This is a genomic window from Xanthobacter autotrophicus ATCC 700552 (genome assembly GCF_043194565.1).
GTDB classification, from domain to species: Bacteria; Pseudomonadota; Alphaproteobacteria; order Rhizobiales; family Xanthobacteraceae; genus Xanthobacter; species Xanthobacter autotrophicus_F.
This window is the reverse complement of the sequence record NZ_JBAFVS010000006.1, coordinates 17,634-35,394: the sequence shown is the minus strand read 5'-3', so window position 1 is coordinate 35,394 and position 17,761 is coordinate 17,634. Positions and strand designations below refer to the sequence as shown.

Below are 17,761 nucleotides of genomic sequence, written 5' to 3'. Positions count from 1 at the left end.
CCGAGGAAGGGTCTGGACGCGTCCCTTCCCAAACGGCAAATGCTCACGCCGCCTGATGCTGCTCCATCTCGCCGCCATAGCGGCGCACGAGGTGGGCCTTGAACACCGAGGCGTCAAGCGGCCGGCCGGTGGCGCGGGTGAGCAGCGCGTCGGTTTCCAGCAGCGAGCCCTGGCTGTGGACGTTGGTGCGCAGCCAGGCCAGCAGGGGCGCAAAATCGCCGCGGGCGATGCCCGGCAGGATGGACGGGTCGGCCGTGCAGGCGGCGTCGAACAGCTGCGCCGCCGTCATGGCGCCGAGGGTGTAGGTGGGGAAATAGCCCCAGCCGCCGCTCGGCCAGTGGATGTCCTGCAGGCAGCCCAGCCGGTCGTCCGGCGGCACCACGCCGAGCAGCGACTTCATGCCGTCGGCCCAGGCGCCGGGCAGGTCGGAAAGCTTCATCTCGTCGCCGATCAGCGCCTTTTCGAGGCGATAGCGCAGGATGACATGGGCGGGATAGGTCACCTCGTCCGCATCCACGCGGATGAAGCCGCGCTCCACCCGCGTATAGGACCGCCACAGGGCCTCGGCCTCCCAGGCGGGTCCGGCGCCATTGAAGGCGGCGCGCATGCGGGGGGCGGCGAAGGTGAGGAATTCGCGGCCGCGGCAGGCCTGCATCTCCATCAGCAGGGACTGGCTCTCATGCACGCTCATGGAGCGGGCCTGCCCCACCGGCTGGAAGATATAGTCGTGCGGGCGACCCTGCTCGTAGAGGGCATGCCCGGTTTCGTGCAGCACCCCCATGAGGGCCTTGGAGAAATTGGCCTCGTCGTAGCGCGTGGTGATGCGCACGTCGTTGTCGGCCCCGCCGCAGAAGGGATGGGTAGAGACATCGAGCCGGCCGCGGTCGAAATCGAAGCCCACCGTCCTCATCATCTCGACGCCCAGGGCGCGCTGCGCCTCCACCGCGAACGGGCCGGACAGCGGCGGCGTCGCGGGGCGGCGGGCCTGCACCTCCAGCACCTGCTCGGTGAAGGCGGGCAGGAACTGGGCGAGATCGTCGAACAAAGCGTCGATGCGCGCGGCGCGGCCGCCCGGCTCGTAGTCGTTCAGGAGCGCGTCATAGGGGGAGAGGCCGAGCTTCTCGCCCTTGGCCTGGCCCATCTCGCGCTGCAGGCGCAGCACCTCTTCCAGATCGGGCAGGAGCGCGGGGAAGTCGGCCTCGGCGCGCGCCTTGCGCCACGCCATCTCGCACTTGGACGAGGCGCGGCTCGCGGCCTCCACGAGATCGGCGGGCAGGGCGGTCTGCACGGTGTATTGCCGCTCGATCTCGCGCAGGTTCGCCTGTTCCCAGGGGCCGAGGTCCTCGCCGGAGGCGGTGGCGAGCCAGTCGCCGATGCGGGGGTCGGTCACCATGCCGTGATGGAGCACCCGCAGCAGGGCAAGACTCTCCGCGCGGGTTTCAGCGGCGCCCTTGGGCATCATGGTGTCGCTGTCCCATTGCAGGATGCCGATGCCATTGCCGAGGGCGGCGGTGCGGGTGAAATGGGCGGAAAGCTCGGAATATGCGCTCATGGTTCTGAAAATCCCGATGGCCGGATGGCCGTGTTCGAAAGCGATGGCGCGACGGTAGAGAACCGCGCCGGCCAAGAAAAGCCCCCGATGCAGGCGCCGCAGAGCGCGCCTGAACCCGCCAGGGCCGAGGCAAAAAGAAACCCGGCGCGGGCGGACCCGGCCAGGTGGAGGTACTCAGAGGTCGAAAAATCGAAGGATACTCAAGCCGCCTTCTCGCCGGGGGTCAGCGAAAGGACGGACTCGTACCCTTCAAACTCCGGACCGCCGATATAGTTCACGCGATTGGACGAAGATCCTGCATCGCGATGGGCGAGGCGGAAGGCCTCGGACTTGGTCCAGGCCTCGAAATCCGCCCTGGTCGCCCACACGGTGTGGGAGATGTAGAGGGTGTATTCCTCCTTCTCCGGGCCGCGGCACAGGTCGAAGGCCACGAAGCCGGGAACGGCGGCGATGTAGGTGTCGCGCTCGCGCCAGACGCGCTCGAACTCGGTCTCCGAGCCGTGCTTCACCTTGAACCTGTTGGTGGCAATGAACATTTTTCATACTCCGACATGTAAAGGGAAGGGGTAGGTGGCGGCCGTGCAGGGATCGGCCGCCATATCTTCGGTCGCCATGTCCTCGGCCGCCAGGTCCTCGGCCGTTTCCCGGACGACCTCAGGCCAGCTCCTGCGCCGCCTTGAGCACGTCTTCGGCGTGGCCGGCCACCTTCACCTTGGGCCAGCTGCGCGCCACTGTGCCGTCGCGGCCGATCAGCAGGGTTGACCGCTCGATGCCCATGTATTTGCGGCCGTACATGCTTTTTTCAACCCAGACGCCATAGGCCTCCAGCATCGCTTTCTCCGGGTCCGAGCCGAGGGGAAAGGCGAAGTCGTATTTGGCCTTGAACTTGTCCTGCGCGCTCACCGCGTCGGCCGAGACACCCAGAATATCGGTGTCGGCGGCGGCGAAGGCGTCTTTGAGGCCATTGAAGGCGATGGCCTCCTTGGTGCAGCCGGTGGTGTTGGCCTTGGGGTAGAAAAAGACCACCAGCTTGCGGCCCTTGAAGTCCTTGAGCGCCACCGTGCCGCCACCGTCCCGGACGAGCGAGAACGGGGGCGCCTTGGCACCGGCTTCCGGAAACTTGGACATCCGCCTTCCTTTCGACGTGTTCGGCGCCATGACGGGGTTGATCGGCGCGTGCTCTTGCCTGAATCCAGAGCCGGATCTGGCTCCGGCGACTCACAAGATCGCCGCCTTCCCGGCGCACATGGTAACGAGCAAGGATTGGTCACGCGCAAGGATTGATCCACCTCATCTTTACGAGGCACGGGCAGGTTAGGGTCAATCGGGCGATCATGGACGAATCGCCGCGCCGGACATGAGCCTGTGCCGCTGGCTCTATGGTGGGCGTCGGGCGCTAAAAAGAAGCGGGAAGGGTCGAAACGGCATGGAGGATCGGGTGCGCAAGCCGGAGCCGGTGCGGCGTCAGCCGCGGCGCTCCCGCTTCCGGGGCATCATGGGGGCGCTGACGCCGCGCAGCCGCGCGGCGCGCGTGTTCACCACGGTATGCCTGCTGCTCATCGCCGTCGGCGGCGTTGCGGCGGTTACCCTGTATGTGCTCATCGCCAATGGCATCATCACCGCCAATCTCGCGACGCCCTATATCGAGCGGGCGCTGGAAGAGCGCATCGGCGGCGGGCACAAGGTGGCCATCGGCTCCACCACCATGGAGACCATGAGAGACGGCGCCACCGCCGTGGTGGTCCATGACATCCGCGTCACCGGACCGGACGGCCAGTTGGTGGCGAGCGCGCCCAGCGCCGAAGTGGAGCTGGAAGGCTCGCTCCTGTCCCTCATGCCGAAGGCGCGGCGGATCGACCTGGTCGGCGCCGAGATGACGGTGCGCATCGCCGCCTCCGGCCATCTGGCAGTCGCCACCGGCAAGGGCGGCAAGGCCATCTCAGCCCCGATCTCGGCGGCTGCCCGCACCCCGTCGCCGCCTGCTCCAGAGGTGCCCGTGGCCGATGGCGCGCCCGCCGCGACCCCGCAATCGGCGGCGCCCGCGCCCGCCGCGGCGGCTGGCGCCAGCGCCCTCGATACCGATCCCCTGAAGCCGGTGGTCCTGGCCCGCTGGATCAACGAACTGGAATCGGCCGGCTTCGATGGCGGCGCCCTGGCCGACGTGGGGCTCAAGGACGGCACGCTCATCGTGGAGAATGAGAGCGCCGGCCGCCGCATCGTCTTCCAGCACATCAGCGTGCGCCTCGCCCGGCCGCAGGCGGGCGGCGCCCAGCTCACCTTCACCATCCAGTCGCCGCAGGGCGTCGCCACCGCCACCGCGCGCATCGGCCCGGCGCGGGACGGGGAGCGGGCCATCGAGCTGGCGATCCGCAATCTCTCCACGCGCGACCTGCTCCAGGCCTTCATCCAGGACCAGCGGCGCTTCTACATGGACACGCCGCTGAACGCGTCCTTCACCGCCCGCCTGTCCGTGGACGGCGAGGTGAAGGCCGGCGAGGCGAGCCTGGACTTCGGCGCCGGCGCGCTGGGCAATGGCGAGGACCCGGAAGAGCGCTTCGTTATCGATCGCGCCCGCATTGGCGCGACCCTCGACGTGGCGCGCCGGGTGATCGTGGTCGCGCCCATCGAGGCGGTGAAGACCGAGAACGTCATCTCGCTTACGGGCGAGATCAAGGTGCCGGCGACGCTGGGTGCGCCCTGGCCATTCCAGATGGCGCAGAAACAGGTGGTGCTCACCGGCAAGGAAATGCCCGAGCCTACCCTCGTCGTCGACAAGGTGGAGGTGGCGGGCCGGTTTGATCCGCCCAGCCGGCAGATCATCGTGGATACGGGCTTCCTCGGCTCGGCGGCGGGCGCCTTCACCTTCACGGCGCTGTTCGATTTCGGCGTGGACGTGCCCTACCTGAAGTTCGACGGCACCGCCTCGCCCATGCCCGTGGCCACCATCAAGCGCTTCTGGCCGGTGAACATCGCCCCGCCGGCCCGGCAGTTCGCCATCGACAACGTTTCCGGCGGCACGGCGGATGGCATCACCGTGGCGGTCAAGCTGGCGCTCGACCTGATCGGCCAGAAGCAGGTGCCCCTGCCGGACGACGGGGTGCGCGTCACCGTTACCGGAAAGGGGGTCACCCTGCGGCCGGTGAAGGGCCTGCCGCCCATCACCAATGCGAGCCTCGCCATCCTCGTCACCGGCCGTTCGGTGCGCATCACCCTGCCGGACGGAACCGCGGTGACGCCGCAGAACCGCAAGATCGCGGTGAGCGACGGCGTGATGCTGATGCCGGACTATTTCCCCCGCGAGCCCACCTCCCAGATCCGGGTGAAGTTCGACGGACCGGCCGACGGCGCCGTCGAGGTGCTGGGCATGGAGCCGCTGAAAGGCCCCACCGGCACCGCCTTCGATCCCTCCACCACGCGGGGCAAGTTCTCCGCCTTGCTGCAGGTGAACATCACCTTCCGCAAGGTGCCGCTGCCGGAGGATTTCGACTATTCGCTCGAAGCCACCCTGACGGATTTCGGCGTCGACAAGGTGTTTCGCGGCCTGCGGCTCGAAGGGGCAACGGTGAAGGCCTTCGCCTCGCCGGCCGGCGTGGTGCTGCGCGGCGACGGCAAGATCGCCGGCGCGCCGCTGGCCTTCGAATACGAGAAGCGCAAGAACGTGGCCGATTCCGATATCCGGGTCAGCGCCACCCTGGACGATGCCGCCCGCGGCAAGCTGGGCGTGGACCTGCCCGGCGTCTCCGGCCCGGTGGGCGTGCGCCTCGTGGGCACCACCAACAACAAGGACACGCGGGCGACCATCGAGGCCGATCTCGTCAACGCGCGCATCGCCGATCTCATCCCCGGCCTCAGCAAGCCGGCGGGCAAGCCCCTGAAGGCGAAATTCGCCCTGAACGACAAGGGCAACAGCGTCCGCCTCGACGACATGGTCATCGACGGCTCGGGCACGCTGCTGAAGGGCTCCATGGAATTGTCCGACAGCGGAGAGCTGGTCGGAGCCAGCTTCCCCACCTTCCAGCTCTCCGACGGCGACAAGGCATCGGCCAAGGCGGAGAAGGTGGGTGACGTGCTGAAGGTCCGCATCACCGGCGACGTGATGGATGCGCGCGGCATCATGAAGAGCCTCGTTTCCGCGCCTGCCGGCCAGCGGCGCGCCCAGAAGATGCCGGACGTGGATGTGGAATCGCGCATCGGCGCGCTCACCGGAAACAATGGCGAGGTGTTGCGCCAGTTCGACCTCTCGGTCTCGCGCCGGGGCGTGGAGACGCGCGACTTCACGCTGACAGCCAAGGCCGGTCGCGACGGCACGGTGGCGGGCGAGATGCGCAACTGGCAGGGCCGGCAGAAGGCGCTGCTGGTGACCACCTCCGACGCCGGTGCCATGCTGCGCTTCCTCGACATCTACCCCAAGGTGCAGGGCGGCGAGGCCTGGCTGGTGGTGGACCCGCCGCGCAGCGACAACGCCCCGCAGGACGGCGTGATCCATGTGCGCGACTTCGCCATCAAGGGCGAGCCGGGGCTCCAGCAACTCTCCAGCGCGGCGCGCGATTCGTCCGGCAAGATCGAGGACGGCACCGCCGCCTTCCAGAAGGCGCAGGCCCAGTTCTCCCGCACCACGGGCAAGATCGTGTTCAAGGAAGGCGCCATCTGGGGCTCATCCGTCGGCGCCACCTTCGACGGCACGCTGGATTTCGCCGCCGACCGCATTTCGGTCCGCGGCACCTTCGTGCCGGCCTATGCCCTCAACAATATCTTCTCCAAGCTGCCGGTGATCGGCATGTTGCTGGGCGGCGGGCCGAACGAGGGCCTCGTGGGCGTGACCTTCGAGATCGTCGGTCCCCTCAGCGGCGGGCCGACCCTGCGCATCAATCCCATCTCTGCGGTGGCGCCCGGCTTCCTGCGCAAGATCTTCGAATTCCGCGATTCCAGCGACGCCCCGCCGACCCGGTAGGTCGCGGCGCGCCGGCCTTCCCCTTGGGCCTTCCCCTTGGGCCTTCGCCTTGGGCCTTCCCCTTGGGCCTTCCCCTTGGGCCTGCCCCTCGGCCTTTGGCAAAGCCGGCGCGGCCTCTGCCTGACCCCTGCCGTTTGCGGCCAAGGATCGGGGCCGCGATATGGCGCCGGACACTGCGACAGTTTGCCCGGACACCCCTTGCCGTGGGTCACGGCACCGCTCACACTCACCCCATAACAAGATACTGGCGGAAACGAAAAAGGGTGGGACTGATGCTGGCACTGGTGTTGATCATCGCCTGCGGCCTGCTGGCCGTGGCGTACGGCGTATGGGCCATCCGCGAACTCATGGCCGCGGACCCGGGCACCGCGCGGATGCAGGAAATCGCAGCGGCCATCGCGGAAGGGGCGCAGGCCTACCTGAAGCGCCAGTACACCACCATCGGCGTGGTGGGCGTCGTCATCTTCGTTCTCGTCGGGCTGTTCCTGGGCTGGCTGGTGGCGGTGGGCTTCGCCGTCGGCGCCATCCTCTCGGCGCTCGCCGGCTTCATCGGCATGAATGTGTCGGTCCGCGCCAATGTGCGCACCGCTCAGGCGGCGACCCAGTCGCTGGCCGGCGGCCTCGACCTCGCGTTCAAGGCCGGCGCGGTCACCGGCATGCTGGTGGCGGGGCTCGCGCTCCTTGGTGTCACCTTCTATTTCCTCGTGCTCACCCAGATCCTGGGCTTCGCCGTCAACAGCCGCACGGTGGTGGACGCGCTGGTGGCGCTGGGCTTCGGCGCCTCGCTCATCTCCATCTTCGCCCGTCTCGGCGGCGGCATCTTCACCAAGGGCGCCGACGTGGGTGGCGACCTCGTGGGCAAGGTGGAAGCCGGCATCCCGGAGGATGATCCGCGCAACCCGGCCACCATCGCCGACAACGTGGGCGACAATGTCGGCGACTGCGCCGGCATGGCCGCGGACCTGTTCGAGACCTATGCGGTGACCGTGGTGGCCACCATGGTGCTGGCCGCCATCTTCTTCGCCGCCGTGCCGGCAAGCCTCGCCACCATGATGGTCTATCCTTTGGCCATCGGCGGGGCGTGCATCATCACCTCCATCGCCGGCACCTTCTTCGTGCGGCTCGGGGCCAACTCGTCCATCATGGGCGCGCTCTACAAGGGCCTGATGGCGACGGCGGGCTTCTCCATCATCGCACTGGCGGCGGTGACGTGGCTTTTGCCCGGCTTCGGACCCATCGCGGGGGCGGACTTCTCCGGCACCAGCCTGTTCCTGTGCGGCCTCGTGGGCCTCGCGGTGACGGGGGCCATCGTGGTCATCACCGAATATTACACCGGCACCGGCTATCGCCCGGTGGTGTCCATCGCCCAGGCCTCGGTGACCGGGCATGGCACCAACATCATCCAGGGGCTGGCCGTCTCGCTGGAATCCACGGCGTTGCCGACGCTGGTCATCATCGCCGGCATCCTGTTCGCCTATGGCCTCGCCGGGCTGTTCGGCATCGCCATCGCCGCCACCACCATGCTGGCGCTGGCCGGCATGATCGTGGCGCTGGATGCCTTCGGGCCGGTGACGGACAATGCCGGCGGCATCGCCGAAATGGCCGGCCTGCCCAAGGAGGTGCGCCAGTCCACCGACGCGCTGGACGCGGTGGGCAACACCACCAAGGCGGTGACCAAGGGCTACGCCATCGGCTCCGCCGGCCTTGGCGCGCTGGTGCTGTTCGCAGCCTATAGCCAGGACCTGAAATACTTCATCGCCCAGGCGGGGCAGGGCACCTATTTCTACGGCGTCGCCCCCAACTTCTCGCTGGAGAACCCCTATGTGGTGGTGGGCCTGCTGTTCGGCGGGCTTTTGCCGTTCCTGTTCGCCGCCATGGGCATGACGGCGGTGGGCCGGGCGGCGGGCGCCATCGTGGAGGAGGTGCGCCGGCAGTTCCGCGAGAAGCCGGGCATCATGGCCGGCACCGAGAAGCCGGATTATTCCCGCGCCGTGGACCTGCTCACCAAGGCCGCCATCAAGGAGATGATCATCCCCTCCCTGCTGCCGGTGCTGTCGCCCATCTTCTGCTACTTCGTCATCTATGCGGTGGCGGGCGGCGGCGCGGCGGGCAAGTCGGCCGCCTTCTCGGCGGTGGGCGCCATGCTGCTGGGCGTGATCGTGACCGGCCTGTTCGTCGCCATCTCCATGACCTCGGGCGGCGGCGCCTGGGACAATGCCAAGAAGTCGTTCGAGGACGGCTTCGTGGACAAGGACGGCGTGCGCCACATGAAGGGCTCCGAGGCCCACAAGGCCTCGGTGACCGGCGACACCGTGGGCGACCCCTACAAGGACACGGCGGGCCCCGCCGTGAACCCCATGATCAAGATCACCAACATCGTGGCCCTGCTGCTGCTGGCGGTGCTGGGCCACTGAGGGAAAGGTGCCGGCGGGCTTGCTGGCCCGCCGGCACCTCTATTTCCCGTCGCCGAAATCCACCACCTGGTTGTTGAGGGGCAGCGCGTCCTGCCGGGGGCCGGCGAGGCGGGTGCGGTCGATGTCGGCCGGAACCGGCTTTTCAAAGAAGTCCGCCCCGGCGGGGTTGGCCACGCCCTCTCCTTCGAAGCGCGTGAAAACATAGGGCAGGCCGTTGGCATCCAGCGGCGAGGGGCCGTCCATCACGTGGAAATGCAGGTGCGGGGCATTGGTGTTGCCGGTGTTGCCGAGCAGGCCGATGACATCGCCCGTGCGCACGGTGTCGCCCAGCTTCACCTTCAGGCTGCCGCGCTGCATATGGGCGTAGAAGGCAAAGTTGCCGCCGCCCATGTCGATCACCAGCATGTTGCCGCCGATATTCTCCGTGGTGATTCCCTTGGCGTCGCCGCCGGGCACCTGGGCGTCGGTGGCGTCGTAGAGGTTCACCACCACGCCGTCGGCGACCGCATGCACCGGCACGCCGTAAAACGCATAGCTCTCCAGCTTGTGCACATCGCCGGTGAAGAGGCGATCGGCGGCGTCGAGCTGGACGAAGTCGATGGCGAAGCGCTCCGGCACCCGCAGCCGCCCGTTGATCGCCATGATCGCCCCGCGATGGGAGGTGAGCGCATCGCAGCAGCCGTTGATGGCCACCCAGCCCTTGCCGCGCAGCGGCGGCGCGATCACCACCGCCGGGCGTCCGATGCCGGTTTCCGCGCCGGTGAAGGTGAAGGTGGCCGGCAGGGGCGCGCTCGCCGGCATGGGCACCGGCTTGCCGTCGGGACCGGCCTCCTGGCGCTTCGCCGTGATACGGGCGAGGACGCGGTCGGGGAGCTTGGCCGCGCGGGCGAAGGGCACGTCCAGGAACACCGCCGCGGTGCCGCCGGGCGGCAGGGTGCGGGCGGTGCCGGCATAGTCCGTCATCATGGCGCCGAGCCCGTCGCCTTCCAGGCTGGCGAGGGCATTGCCCGCGCCGTCCACGGCTTCCACCTTGTCGAGGGTGACGAACAGCTTGCTCGGATTGGTGACGTAAAGCTCATAGGCGAGATGCACCCGGCCGTCGGCGCCGAGCACCGGGTTGGGCGCGGTGATGGGCTGCGCGGCGATGGAGCTGTACACCTCGTCCGACTTCAGCGACTGCGCGAGAGCGGGCGACGCCGCGGCAAGGGCGGCAAGGGAGGCGAGTGCGACAACGAGACGGTGCACGACTGGAACCCCAGGTCAGGAGAAGTGTCGAGAAGGCGAGACCGCGCCGACGGCGCACAGCCTCGTTGAAGCCGGTTCCATGTGCAATCTGCGGCCCGATACCTCCGGTGCAGGGGATGGCGGGCCTCACCCGCTCGGCTCATGCCGGTCGGGGTCCGCCGATCTGCCATACCCGCCTGCCATACCCGCCTGCCATGCGCGCCGGGCAGTCGGCGCGTGACGGGCGCGCTCTTCCCTCGCGCCGCTCGATCGTGTAACAGACCGGCAACTGACGCGCCGGGCTTTTGGTCGTGGCGCGAACATGATGGATTCCATGCAGACGGTTCTCATTGTCATTCATCTCATGGTGGTGCTCGCGCTCATCGGCGTGGTGCTGATCCAGCGCTCGGAAGGCGGGGGTCTCGGCATCGGCGGTGGTGGCGGCGGCGGTTCGGGCGGCTTCTTTTCCGCGCGCGGCTCGGCCAACCTGCTCACCCGCGCCACGGCCATCCTGGCAGTCGTCTTCTTCATCACCTCGCTGGCGCTGACCATCGTGGCAGGCTTGGGCCGTGCCCCGCGCTCGATCCTGCAGCCGGCGACCCAGAGTGGCCCGCAGGTGCCCAACAGCGGCGGCACCATTCTCGACCAGATTCGCCCGCAGGGCGGTGGTGCCGATCAGGGGGCACCCGCGACGCCGGCCGCGCCTTCGGGCCCGCAGGTTCCGCAGTCCAAGTGAGCTTCAAGTAAGGCCGTCGCCGCGATTCGCGCGGCGACACGCTTTCTCCACAGGCGAGGCGAGGCCGCCCCCGGCTTCGCCCTCGCCGAATCGCGTTTGCACGAGGTAAGGTCGAGGCCCATGGCGCGCTACATCTTCATCACCGGCGGCGTCGTGTCTTCCCTGGGCAAGGGCCTCGCCTCCGCAGCTCTCGGCGCGCTTCTCCAGGCGCGCGGCTATACCGTCCGGCTGCGCAAGCTGGACCCGTACCTCAACGTCGATCCGGGCACCATGAGCCCGTACCAGCACGGCGAGGTGTTCGTGACCGACGACGGGGCCGAGACCGATCTCGACCTCGGCCATTACGAGCGCTTCACCGGCCATCCGGCGACGAAGCAGGACAACATCACCACCGGCCGCATCTATCAGGACATCCTGACCAAGGAGCGCCGCGGCGACTATCTGGGCGCCACCATCCAGGTGATTCCCCACGTCACCAATGCCATCAAGGACTTCATCCTGGATGGCAACGAGGGCTTCGACTTCGTCCTCATCGAGGTGGGCGGCACGGTGGGCGACATCGAGGGCCTGCCCTTCTTCGAGGCCACCCGCCAACTGAAGAACGAGCTGCCGCGCGGCCACGCCATCTTCATCCACCTCACCCTGATGCCCTACATCCCCTCCGCCGGGGAGCTGAAGACCAAGCCGACCCAGCATTCGGTGAAGGAGCTGCGCTCCATCGGCATCCAGCCCGACATCCTGCTCTGCCGCACGGATCGCGAGATCCCGCGCGAGGAGCGGCGCAAGCTCTCGCTGTTCTGCAACGTGCGCGAGAGTGCGGTGATCGAGGCGCGGGACGTGGACAACATCTATGCCGTCCCGTCCGCCTACCACGCGGAAGGGCTCGACAAGGAAGTGCTGGCCGCCTTCAACATCGAGCCGGCGCCGGCACCCAACCTCAAGCGCTGGACCGACATCGAGGGGCGCGTGCGCAACCCCGAGGGCGAGGTCACCATCGCCATCGTGGGCAAGTATACCGGCCTCAAGGATGCCTATAAGTCGCTGATCGAGGCGCTGGCCCATGGCGGCATCGCCCATAAGGTGCGGGTCAATCTCGACTGGATCGAGAGCGAGACCTTCGAGCGCGAGGACCCCGCGCCCTTCCTCGAGCATGTGCACGGCATTCTGGTGCCGGGCGGCTTCGGCCAGCGTGGGGCGGAAGGCAAGATCCGGGCGGCCCGCTTCGCCCGCGAGCGCAAGGTGCCCTATCTCGGCATCTGCTTCGGCATGCAGATGGCGGTGATCGAGGCGGCCCGCAACCTTGCGGGCATCCACGACGCCAATTCCACCGAGTTCGGCCCCACCCGTGAGCCGGTGGTGGGGTTGCTCACTGAATGGCTGAAGGGTAACGAGCTGGAGCGCCGCAATGCCGCCGGTGATTTGGGCGGCACCATGCGGCTCGGCGCCTATGCTGCCCATCTGGAGTCCGGCAGCCGGGTGGAGGCGGTTTATGGTGGATGCGACATCTTCGAGCGCCACCGCCACCGCTACGAGGTGAACACCGCCTATCGCCAGCGGCTGGAGCAGCATGGCCTGAGGTTCTCCGGCATGTCGCCCGACGGACTTTTGCCGGAGATCGTGGAATATGGCGACCACCCCTGGTTCATCGGGGTGCAGTTCCATCCGGAGCTCAAGTCGCGGCCGTTCCAGCCCCACCCGCTGTTTGCCTCGTTCGTGGGCGCGGCCATGGAGCAGAGCCGGCTGGTGTGATGATTCGGAAGGTACTCGCCTATTGGTTGTTTCAATCTGATCGGATCGCGTTCTAAGCTCCCGCCCCGGAGAGTCGGGCAGAGGAGTGGCCATGCGACGCGGTCTCGACCATGTGGTGCATCTCGTCCGCGATCTTGATGCGGCGGGAGAGGTTTACGACCTGCTGGGCTTCACGGTGGGCGCCCGCAACCGCCATCCCTGGGGCACCGAGAACCGCATCGTCCAGACCCCCGGCTTCTTTGTCGAGCTGCTGCAAGTGGTTGAGCCGGAAAAGATCCCGCCGCACGAGGGCACGCGCTTTTCGTTCGGCGCCTTCAACCAGCACTTCGTCGAAACCTGCGGGCAGGGCCTCTCCATGCTGGCGCTGGAGGGCTCCGACCCGCAGGCCGACAAGTCCGCTTTCGATACCGCGAATTTCGGCGGGTTCGACACCTTCGCGTTCGGCCGCACCGCCCGCCGGCCGGACGGGCAGGAGGTGGAGGTGGGCTTCACCCTCGTATTCGCCCGCGATCCGCTCTCGCCGGACCTGGGCCTGTTCACCAGCACCCAGAAGCTGCCGGAGAATTTCTGGTCGGCGGATCTCCAGCGCCATTCCAACCAGGTCACCGGCGTTGCCGGCGTGGTGCTGGTGGCAGACACGCCGGTCTTGCACAAGGCGTTCCTGGAGACGGTCACCGGCGGGTCGGTGCTGCGGGCGCGCGACGACTGGTTCGTGGGCCAGACCCCGCGCGGGGCCGTGGACGTGATGACCCGGCCCCTGTTCACCGAGCGCTATGGCGTGCCGGCCCCCGGCGGGGAGGGCCTGCGCCTCGCGGCGGCGCGCTTCAACACCACGGGCGCCCCGGAACTGCGGCGCGGGCTGGCGGCCCGGCGGATGGTGGAGGAAGCCATCGCCGGCGTGGTGGTGGTGCCCCCCAAGGCCGGCATGGGCGCAACCCTGGTGTTCGAGATGCCGGAGGGCTGAGGTCAGGCGCGCCGATCAGCGTTCCGGGCGCAACGAACCCTCGAGGCCGCCGCTGCGATAATAGGCGTAGAGCAATCCGAGCAGCCACAACGGGATGAAGGTGTCGGTAAAGGCCGGCATGAGGTTGTATGGCGCGAAATCGCCCTCGACGAGCAGCTGATGCACATGGCCATAGGCCGCGCCGAGCAGGAAGAACGACCAGCCAAGCGCGGTCGCCAGCCAGAATCCGCCGCCGATGAAGACGCACAGAAAGCCGAGGATGCCCCAGGCGCCGTCGTGCAACCCGACCTCGAACTGGAACGGATTGCCCGGCGGCCAGCCGATCAGCTTTGCAGCCGTGTCGGCGAAGAAGACGTGCGGGACGAAGCCGAAGATGAAGCCGACGGCGCCCACGTCAAAAACGAATGCGTATACGAGGAGCAGGCGCAGGACGTTGCGACGCGTCCAGGGTCCTTTGGTGAATGCCAGATGCAGCAAGGGTAGCAGCATGCCCAGAAGCACCATGACGACATTGACCATGCGGTTTCCCTTCAGCAGCAGTGGCAGCGCGGCCGAATGGAAAACACCACGAAACGGAGCAGTCATCAACGGGCCCTGAGCGCCTTGGCGTCCGATGGCATTGCCGAACACCCGCCGTGCTTTATGGCGCGGGCGGTACGACAAGCTTGCGTCCAGGTTCGCCGGCTTCGTGCAACGCGCCCTCAGAGGACTGCGGCCGGACGACTGGCCTCAAATGCCGCGCATTTGTGCACTGCCTCCGGCTTCACCCGTGCGCGGGATGCCCTAAATGAGGGCAGGGGACATCCGTCCCCTACGGGACGCGGACGGCCGCGCGCCTTTGCATGGTCGAGCGGCGGGGACGACCCCGCCCCTGAGGTACCCGCCCATGGCGTGGATCTATCTGTTCGTCGCCGGTGTCATGGAAATCGCCTGGGCCATCGGCATGAAGCAGTCGGAAGGCTTCACTCGGCTGTGGCCCAGCCTCTTCACCCTGTCGGCCATCGCGGTCAGCCTGTTCCTGCTGTCGCTGGCGCTGAGGGGCATTCCCATCGGCACCGCCTATGCGGTGTGGGCGGGGATCGGCACCGTGGGCACGGCGCTCGTCGGCATCGCCTTCTTCGCCGAATCGACCGACCTGCTGCGCCTGGCCTCCATCGGCCTCATCGGCGCCGGGATCGTGGGGCTGAAGCTGGTCACGCCATAAGGTTAGAGCTAGTTTGGCGCGCCGCCGGGGCCTCGCCCTCGGGCGTTTCCCGGCGGCGCCGTTTCCCAAGGATGATCCCATGAACGCCGCACCGCCCGCCACCAAGCCCCAATCCATCGTCGAGGTGGGACAAGATGTGGGACACGATGTGGGACCCGTGCGCATCGGCAACGGCCTGCCGCTGGCGCTCATCGCCGGCCCCTGCCAGATGGAAAGCCGCGCCCACGCGCTGGAGGTCGCCTGCGCCCTGAAGGAGATCGCGCAGCGGCGCGGCATCGGCCTTATCTTCAAGACCTCCTTCGACAAGGCCAACCGCACCTCGCTCTCGGCCCAGCGGGGCCTGGGGCTGGAAGCGGCCTTGCCGGTGTTCGCCGAGATCCGCGAGAGCCTCGGCCTGCCGGTGCTCACCGACGTGCACGAGATCGACCAGTGCGCCGCCGCCGCGCAGGCGGTGGACGTGCTGCAGATCCCCGCCTTCCTGTGCCGCCAGACCGATTTGCTCATCGCTGCCGCCCGCACCGGCAAGGCGGTGAACGTGAAGAAGGGCCAGTTCCTTGCCCCCTGGGACATGGCCAATGTGGTGAACAAGCTCACCGGCGCCGGCAATGGCCGGGTGCTGGTGACCGAGCGCGGCGTGTCCTTCGGCTACAACACCCTCGTCTCCGACATGCGGGCGCTGCCCATCCTCGCCAAGACCACGGGCGCGCCTGTTGTGTTCGATGCCACCCACTCGGTGCAGCAGCCCGGCGGGCAGGGCTCCTCCTCCGGCGGACAGCGCGAGTTCGTGCCGGTGCTGGCCCGCGCGGCGGTGGCCGTGGGGGTGGCGGCGGTGTTCATCGAGACCCACCCCGACCCGGACAAGGCCCCCTCCGACGGGCCGAATATGGTGCCGCTCTCCCAGCTTGAAGGGCTGATCGGTCTGCTCCAGGCGTTCGACGCCGTTGCAAAAGCCAATCCCGTCACCATCTGATGACAGCTCGGGCTTGGCTGTCCGGCCCCGCCCCGCTCGGATCGAAATGCCCGGGCTGGAACGGGACCGCCGGTCTGGTGCGGCGCATTTCCTTGAGCCGGGCAACCTGCGCTGGCTCCAAGGTGCGCTGGGGCGGTATTGAGAAACCGAAGCGTCTGTTGCCTTGGCCGGGCCGCCGTGTATGGTCTCGCGCCCATTTCGTTGAAGAGATTTCGTATGGCCCGGGACACCCTTGATGCGACCCCCATTGCCGGCCGGCATGAGCTGGTGGAGTGGATGGAACAGGGGTCCAAACCGGAGCGGGCCTTCCGTATCGGAACCGAGCACGAGAAGATCCCCTTCACCCTCGGCCGCCACGAGCCGGTGCCCTACGAGGGGCCCAAGGGCATCCGCAAGCTGCTGGAGGGCATGCGGTCCCTGCTCGGCTGGGAGCCCATCATGGAGGGCACCACCATCATCGGCCTCGCCGATGTGACCGGGGGCGGGGCCATCTCGCTGGAGCCGGGCGGCCAGTTCGAGCTGTCCGGCGCGCCGGTCGCCACCATCCACGAGACCTGCGCCGAGCTGAACGCCCATCTGGCGCAGGTGCGCGAAGTGGCGGAGCCCTTGGGCATCGGCTTCCTCGGCATCGGCATGAGCCCCAAGTGGACCCGCACCGAGACCCCGGTGATGCCCAAGGGCCGCTACAAGATCATGGCCGGCTACATGCCCAAGGTGGGCAAATACGGCCTCGACATGATGTTCCGCACCTGCACCGTGCAGGTGAATCTGGACTTCTCCAGCGAAGCCGACATGGTGCGGAAGATGCGCGTGGGCCTCGCGCTCCAGCCGGTGGCCACCGCGCTGTTCGCCAATTCACCCTTCACGGAAGGCAAGCCAAACGGCTTCCTCTCGTTCCGCTCCGAGATCTGGCGCGACACCGACAATGCCCGCTCCGGCATGCTGCCCTTCGCCTTCGAGGACGGCTTCGGCTTCGAGCGTTATGTGGACTACGCCCTCGACGTGCCCATGTATTTCGTGAAGCGCGGCGAAACCTATGTGGACGTGTCGGGAACCTCGTTCCGCGACCTGCTCGCCGGCCGCCATCCCCTGCTGCCGGGCGAGACCGCGACCCTCTCCGACTGGATCAACCACCTTTCCACCATCTTCCCCGAGGTGCGCCTGAAGCGCTTCCTGGAGATGCGCGGCGCCGATGCCGGCCCCTGGGCCAAGCTGTGCGCCATGCCCGCCTTCTGGGTGGGCCTGCTCTATGACAGCCAGAGCCTCGACGCCGCCTGGGACCTCGCCAGGGACTGGAGCGCCGAACAGCGGCAGCAGCTGCGGGACGACGTGCCCCGCCTTGGCCTGAAGGCCGAGATTGCCGGCCGCCCCCTGCGCGAGGTCGCCCGCGACGTGCTCAAGCTGTCCGAGGCCGGGCTGAAGCGGCGCGGCCTCCACGACCGGCTGGGGCGCGACGAGACGCGCTTCCTGGAGCCGCTGGAAGAGATCGTGCTCACCGGCCGCTCCCCCGCCGACAAGCTGCTGGCGCTCTACAACGGCGAATGGGACCACTCGGTGGAGCCCGCCTTCAAGGTGCTGGCCTACTGAGTCGGGGCGGCGTGCGCGGGCTCCCGCTCTGCTGGCGCTGACGCTTCAGTCGGCCGGAGCATGACGGCAACTCCGCCCGCCGTTGCCGCATGATCTGAGCGCATTGCAGCCATGCGCTGATGCCATGCAGCGAAGTCCTGTTTCCATCCGGACGGCGATGTCTCGATCTGAAATTTCGCTGCTTCGACCGGGCACACCCGGGAACCCTCTCCCGCGTGCGGGGGAGGGCAGGGTGGGGGCAATAGGTGGTTTTTGCTGGCGCCGCCGGTGCCTTTGGACCGCCACCTGCCCCCTCCCCACCCCTCCCCCGCAGGCGGGAGAGGGGGCCGACGGCGCGTCTTTCAAACCTGCGATCAGGTCCACCCGAAACGGGCGTCGCCGGCCGCGCCATGCGCCTGCATCAAGGCCTC

The 17,761-nt window shown here is 68.0% G+C and carries 13 protein-coding genes; 8 read left to right on the top strand and 5 right to left on the bottom strand.

Annotated features, from left to right (window positions below):
• Nucleotides 1–43: 43 nt before the first annotated feature.
• From V5F48_RS08190 to V5F48_RS08180, 3 genes are all read right to left on the bottom strand, one after another.
• A complete protein-coding gene (locus V5F48_RS08190; protein ID WP_394108190.1) occupies nucleotides 44–1,552 on the bottom strand; it encodes a carboxypeptidase M32 in 1,509 nt (502 codons plus the stop codon).
• A gap of 200 nt (nucleotides 1,553–1,752) precedes the next feature.
• Nucleotides 1,753–2,088: an antibiotic biosynthesis monooxygenase family protein gene (locus V5F48_RS08185; RefSeq protein WP_394108191.1), complete on the bottom strand. Its 336-nt coding sequence runs from the start codon at nucleotides 2,086–2,088 to the stop codon at nucleotides 1,753–1,755.
• 118 nt (nucleotides 2,089–2,206) lie between these two features.
• Nucleotides 2,207–2,680, bottom strand: coding sequence for a peroxiredoxin (locus tag V5F48_RS08180; RefSeq protein ID WP_394258300.1), 474 nt, complete (start codon nucleotides 2,678–2,680; stop codon nucleotides 2,207–2,209).
• A gap of 298 nt (nucleotides 2,681–2,978) precedes the next feature.
• Here V5F48_RS08180 and V5F48_RS08175 point away from each other — a divergent pair, with 298 nt between their 5' ends.
• Complete coding sequence (locus V5F48_RS08175) at nucleotides 2,979–6,503, top strand: YhdP family protein (protein WP_394258299.1); 3,525 nt, start codon at nucleotides 2,979–2,981, stop codon at nucleotides 6,501–6,503.
• 272 nt (nucleotides 6,504–6,775) lie between these two features.
• A complete protein-coding gene (locus V5F48_RS08170) occupies nucleotides 6,776–8,917 on the top strand; it encodes a sodium-translocating pyrophosphatase (RefSeq protein WP_394258298.1) in 2,142 nt (713 codons plus the stop codon).
• A 39-nt stretch (nucleotides 8,918–8,956) separates the two neighbouring features.
• Here the strand turns inward: V5F48_RS08170 and V5F48_RS08165 are convergent, their stop codons facing one another.
• Nucleotides 8,957–10,162 (bottom strand): M23 family metallopeptidase, encoded by a 1,206-nt coding sequence (locus tag V5F48_RS08165; protein WP_394258297.1) that lies wholly within the window; start codon nucleotides 10,160–10,162, stop codon nucleotides 8,957–8,959.
• Between the two features lie 313 nt (nucleotides 10,163–10,475).
• Between V5F48_RS08165 and secG the strand changes: the two genes are divergently transcribed.
• From secG to V5F48_RS08150, 3 genes are all read left to right on the top strand, one after another.
• On the top strand, nucleotides 10,476–10,877 hold the full coding sequence (gene secG / locus V5F48_RS08160) for a preprotein translocase subunit SecG (RefSeq protein ID WP_394108196.1): 402 nt from the start codon (nucleotides 10,476–10,478) through the stop codon (nucleotides 10,875–10,877).
• Between the two features lie 120 nt (nucleotides 10,878–10,997).
• The gene (locus tag V5F48_RS08155; RefSeq protein ID WP_394108197.1) at nucleotides 10,998–12,626 is read left to right on the top strand and encodes a CTP synthase; all 1,629 of its coding nucleotides are present in this window, start codon (nucleotides 10,998–11,000) and stop codon (nucleotides 12,624–12,626) included.
• A 91-nt stretch (nucleotides 12,627–12,717) separates the two neighbouring features.
• On the top strand, nucleotides 12,718–13,590 hold the full coding sequence (locus V5F48_RS08150) for a VOC family protein (RefSeq protein WP_394258296.1): 873 nt from the start codon (nucleotides 12,718–12,720) through the stop codon (nucleotides 13,588–13,590).
• Between the two features lie 15 nt (nucleotides 13,591–13,605).
• Here the strand turns inward: V5F48_RS08150 and V5F48_RS08145 are convergent, their stop codons facing one another.
• Nucleotides 13,606–14,253, bottom strand: coding sequence for a DUF6790 family protein (locus V5F48_RS08145; RefSeq protein ID WP_394258295.1), 648 nt, complete (start codon nucleotides 14,251–14,253; stop codon nucleotides 13,606–13,608).
• 223 nt (nucleotides 14,254–14,476) lie between these two features.
• Between V5F48_RS08145 and sugE the strand changes: the two genes are divergently transcribed.
• From sugE to V5F48_RS08130, 3 genes are all read left to right on the top strand, one after another.
• Nucleotides 14,477–14,794, top strand: a complete 318-nt coding sequence (sugE, locus tag V5F48_RS08140) for a quaternary ammonium compound efflux SMR transporter SugE (RefSeq protein ID WP_394108200.1) — start codon at nucleotides 14,477–14,479, stop codon at nucleotides 14,792–14,794.
• Between the two features lie 79 nt (nucleotides 14,795–14,873).
• Nucleotides 14,874–15,764, top strand: coding sequence for a 3-deoxy-8-phosphooctulonate synthase (gene kdsA, locus V5F48_RS08135; protein WP_394258294.1), 891 nt, complete (start codon nucleotides 14,874–14,876; stop codon nucleotides 15,762–15,764).
• Between the two features lie 216 nt (nucleotides 15,765–15,980).
• Nucleotides 15,981–17,351 (top strand): glutamate--cysteine ligase, encoded by a 1,371-nt coding sequence (locus V5F48_RS08130; protein ID WP_394258293.1) that lies wholly within the window; start codon nucleotides 15,981–15,983, stop codon nucleotides 17,349–17,351.
• The last annotated feature ends 410 nt before the right edge of the window (nucleotides 17,352–17,761 follow it).

What these genes read in the sequence shown, in the direction of transcription:
- V5F48_RS08170 (WP_394258298.1), top strand. Translation starts at nt 6,776, where the DNA reads ATGCTGGCACTGGTGTTGATCATCGCCTGCGGCCTGCTGGCCGTGGCG.
- V5F48_RS08190 (WP_394108190.1), bottom strand. Translation starts at nt 1,552, where the DNA reads ATGAGCGCATATTCCGAGCTTTCCGCCCATTTCACCCGCACCGCCGCC.
- V5F48_RS08155 (WP_394108197.1), top strand. Translation starts at nt 10,998, where the DNA reads ATGGCGCGCTACATCTTCATCACCGGCGGCGTCGTGTCTTCCCTGGGC.
- V5F48_RS08180 (WP_394258300.1), bottom strand. Translation starts at nt 2,680, where the DNA reads ATGTCCAAGTTTCCGGAAGCCGGTGCCAAGGCGCCCCCGTTCTCGCTC.
- sugE (WP_394108200.1), top strand. Translation starts at nt 14,477, where the DNA reads ATGGCGTGGATCTATCTGTTCGTCGCCGGTGTCATGGAAATCGCCTGG.
- secG (WP_394108196.1), top strand. Translation starts at nt 10,476, where the DNA reads ATGCAGACGGTTCTCATTGTCATTCATCTCATGGTGGTGCTCGCGCTC.
- V5F48_RS08175 (WP_394258299.1), top strand. Translation starts at nt 2,979, where the DNA reads ATGGAGGATCGGGTGCGCAAGCCGGAGCCGGTGCGGCGTCAGCCGCGG.
- kdsA (WP_394258294.1), top strand. Translation starts at nt 14,874, where the DNA reads ATGAACGCCGCACCGCCCGCCACCAAGCCCCAATCCATCGTCGAGGTG.
- V5F48_RS08150 (WP_394258296.1), top strand. Translation starts at nt 12,718, where the DNA reads ATGCGACGCGGTCTCGACCATGTGGTGCATCTCGTCCGCGATCTTGAT.
- V5F48_RS08185 (WP_394108191.1), bottom strand. Translation starts at nt 2,088, where the DNA reads ATGTTCATTGCCACCAACAGGTTCAAGGTGAAGCACGGCTCGGAGACC.
- V5F48_RS08130 (WP_394258293.1), top strand. Translation starts at nt 15,981, where the DNA reads ATGGCCCGGGACACCCTTGATGCGACCCCCATTGCCGGCCGGCATGAG.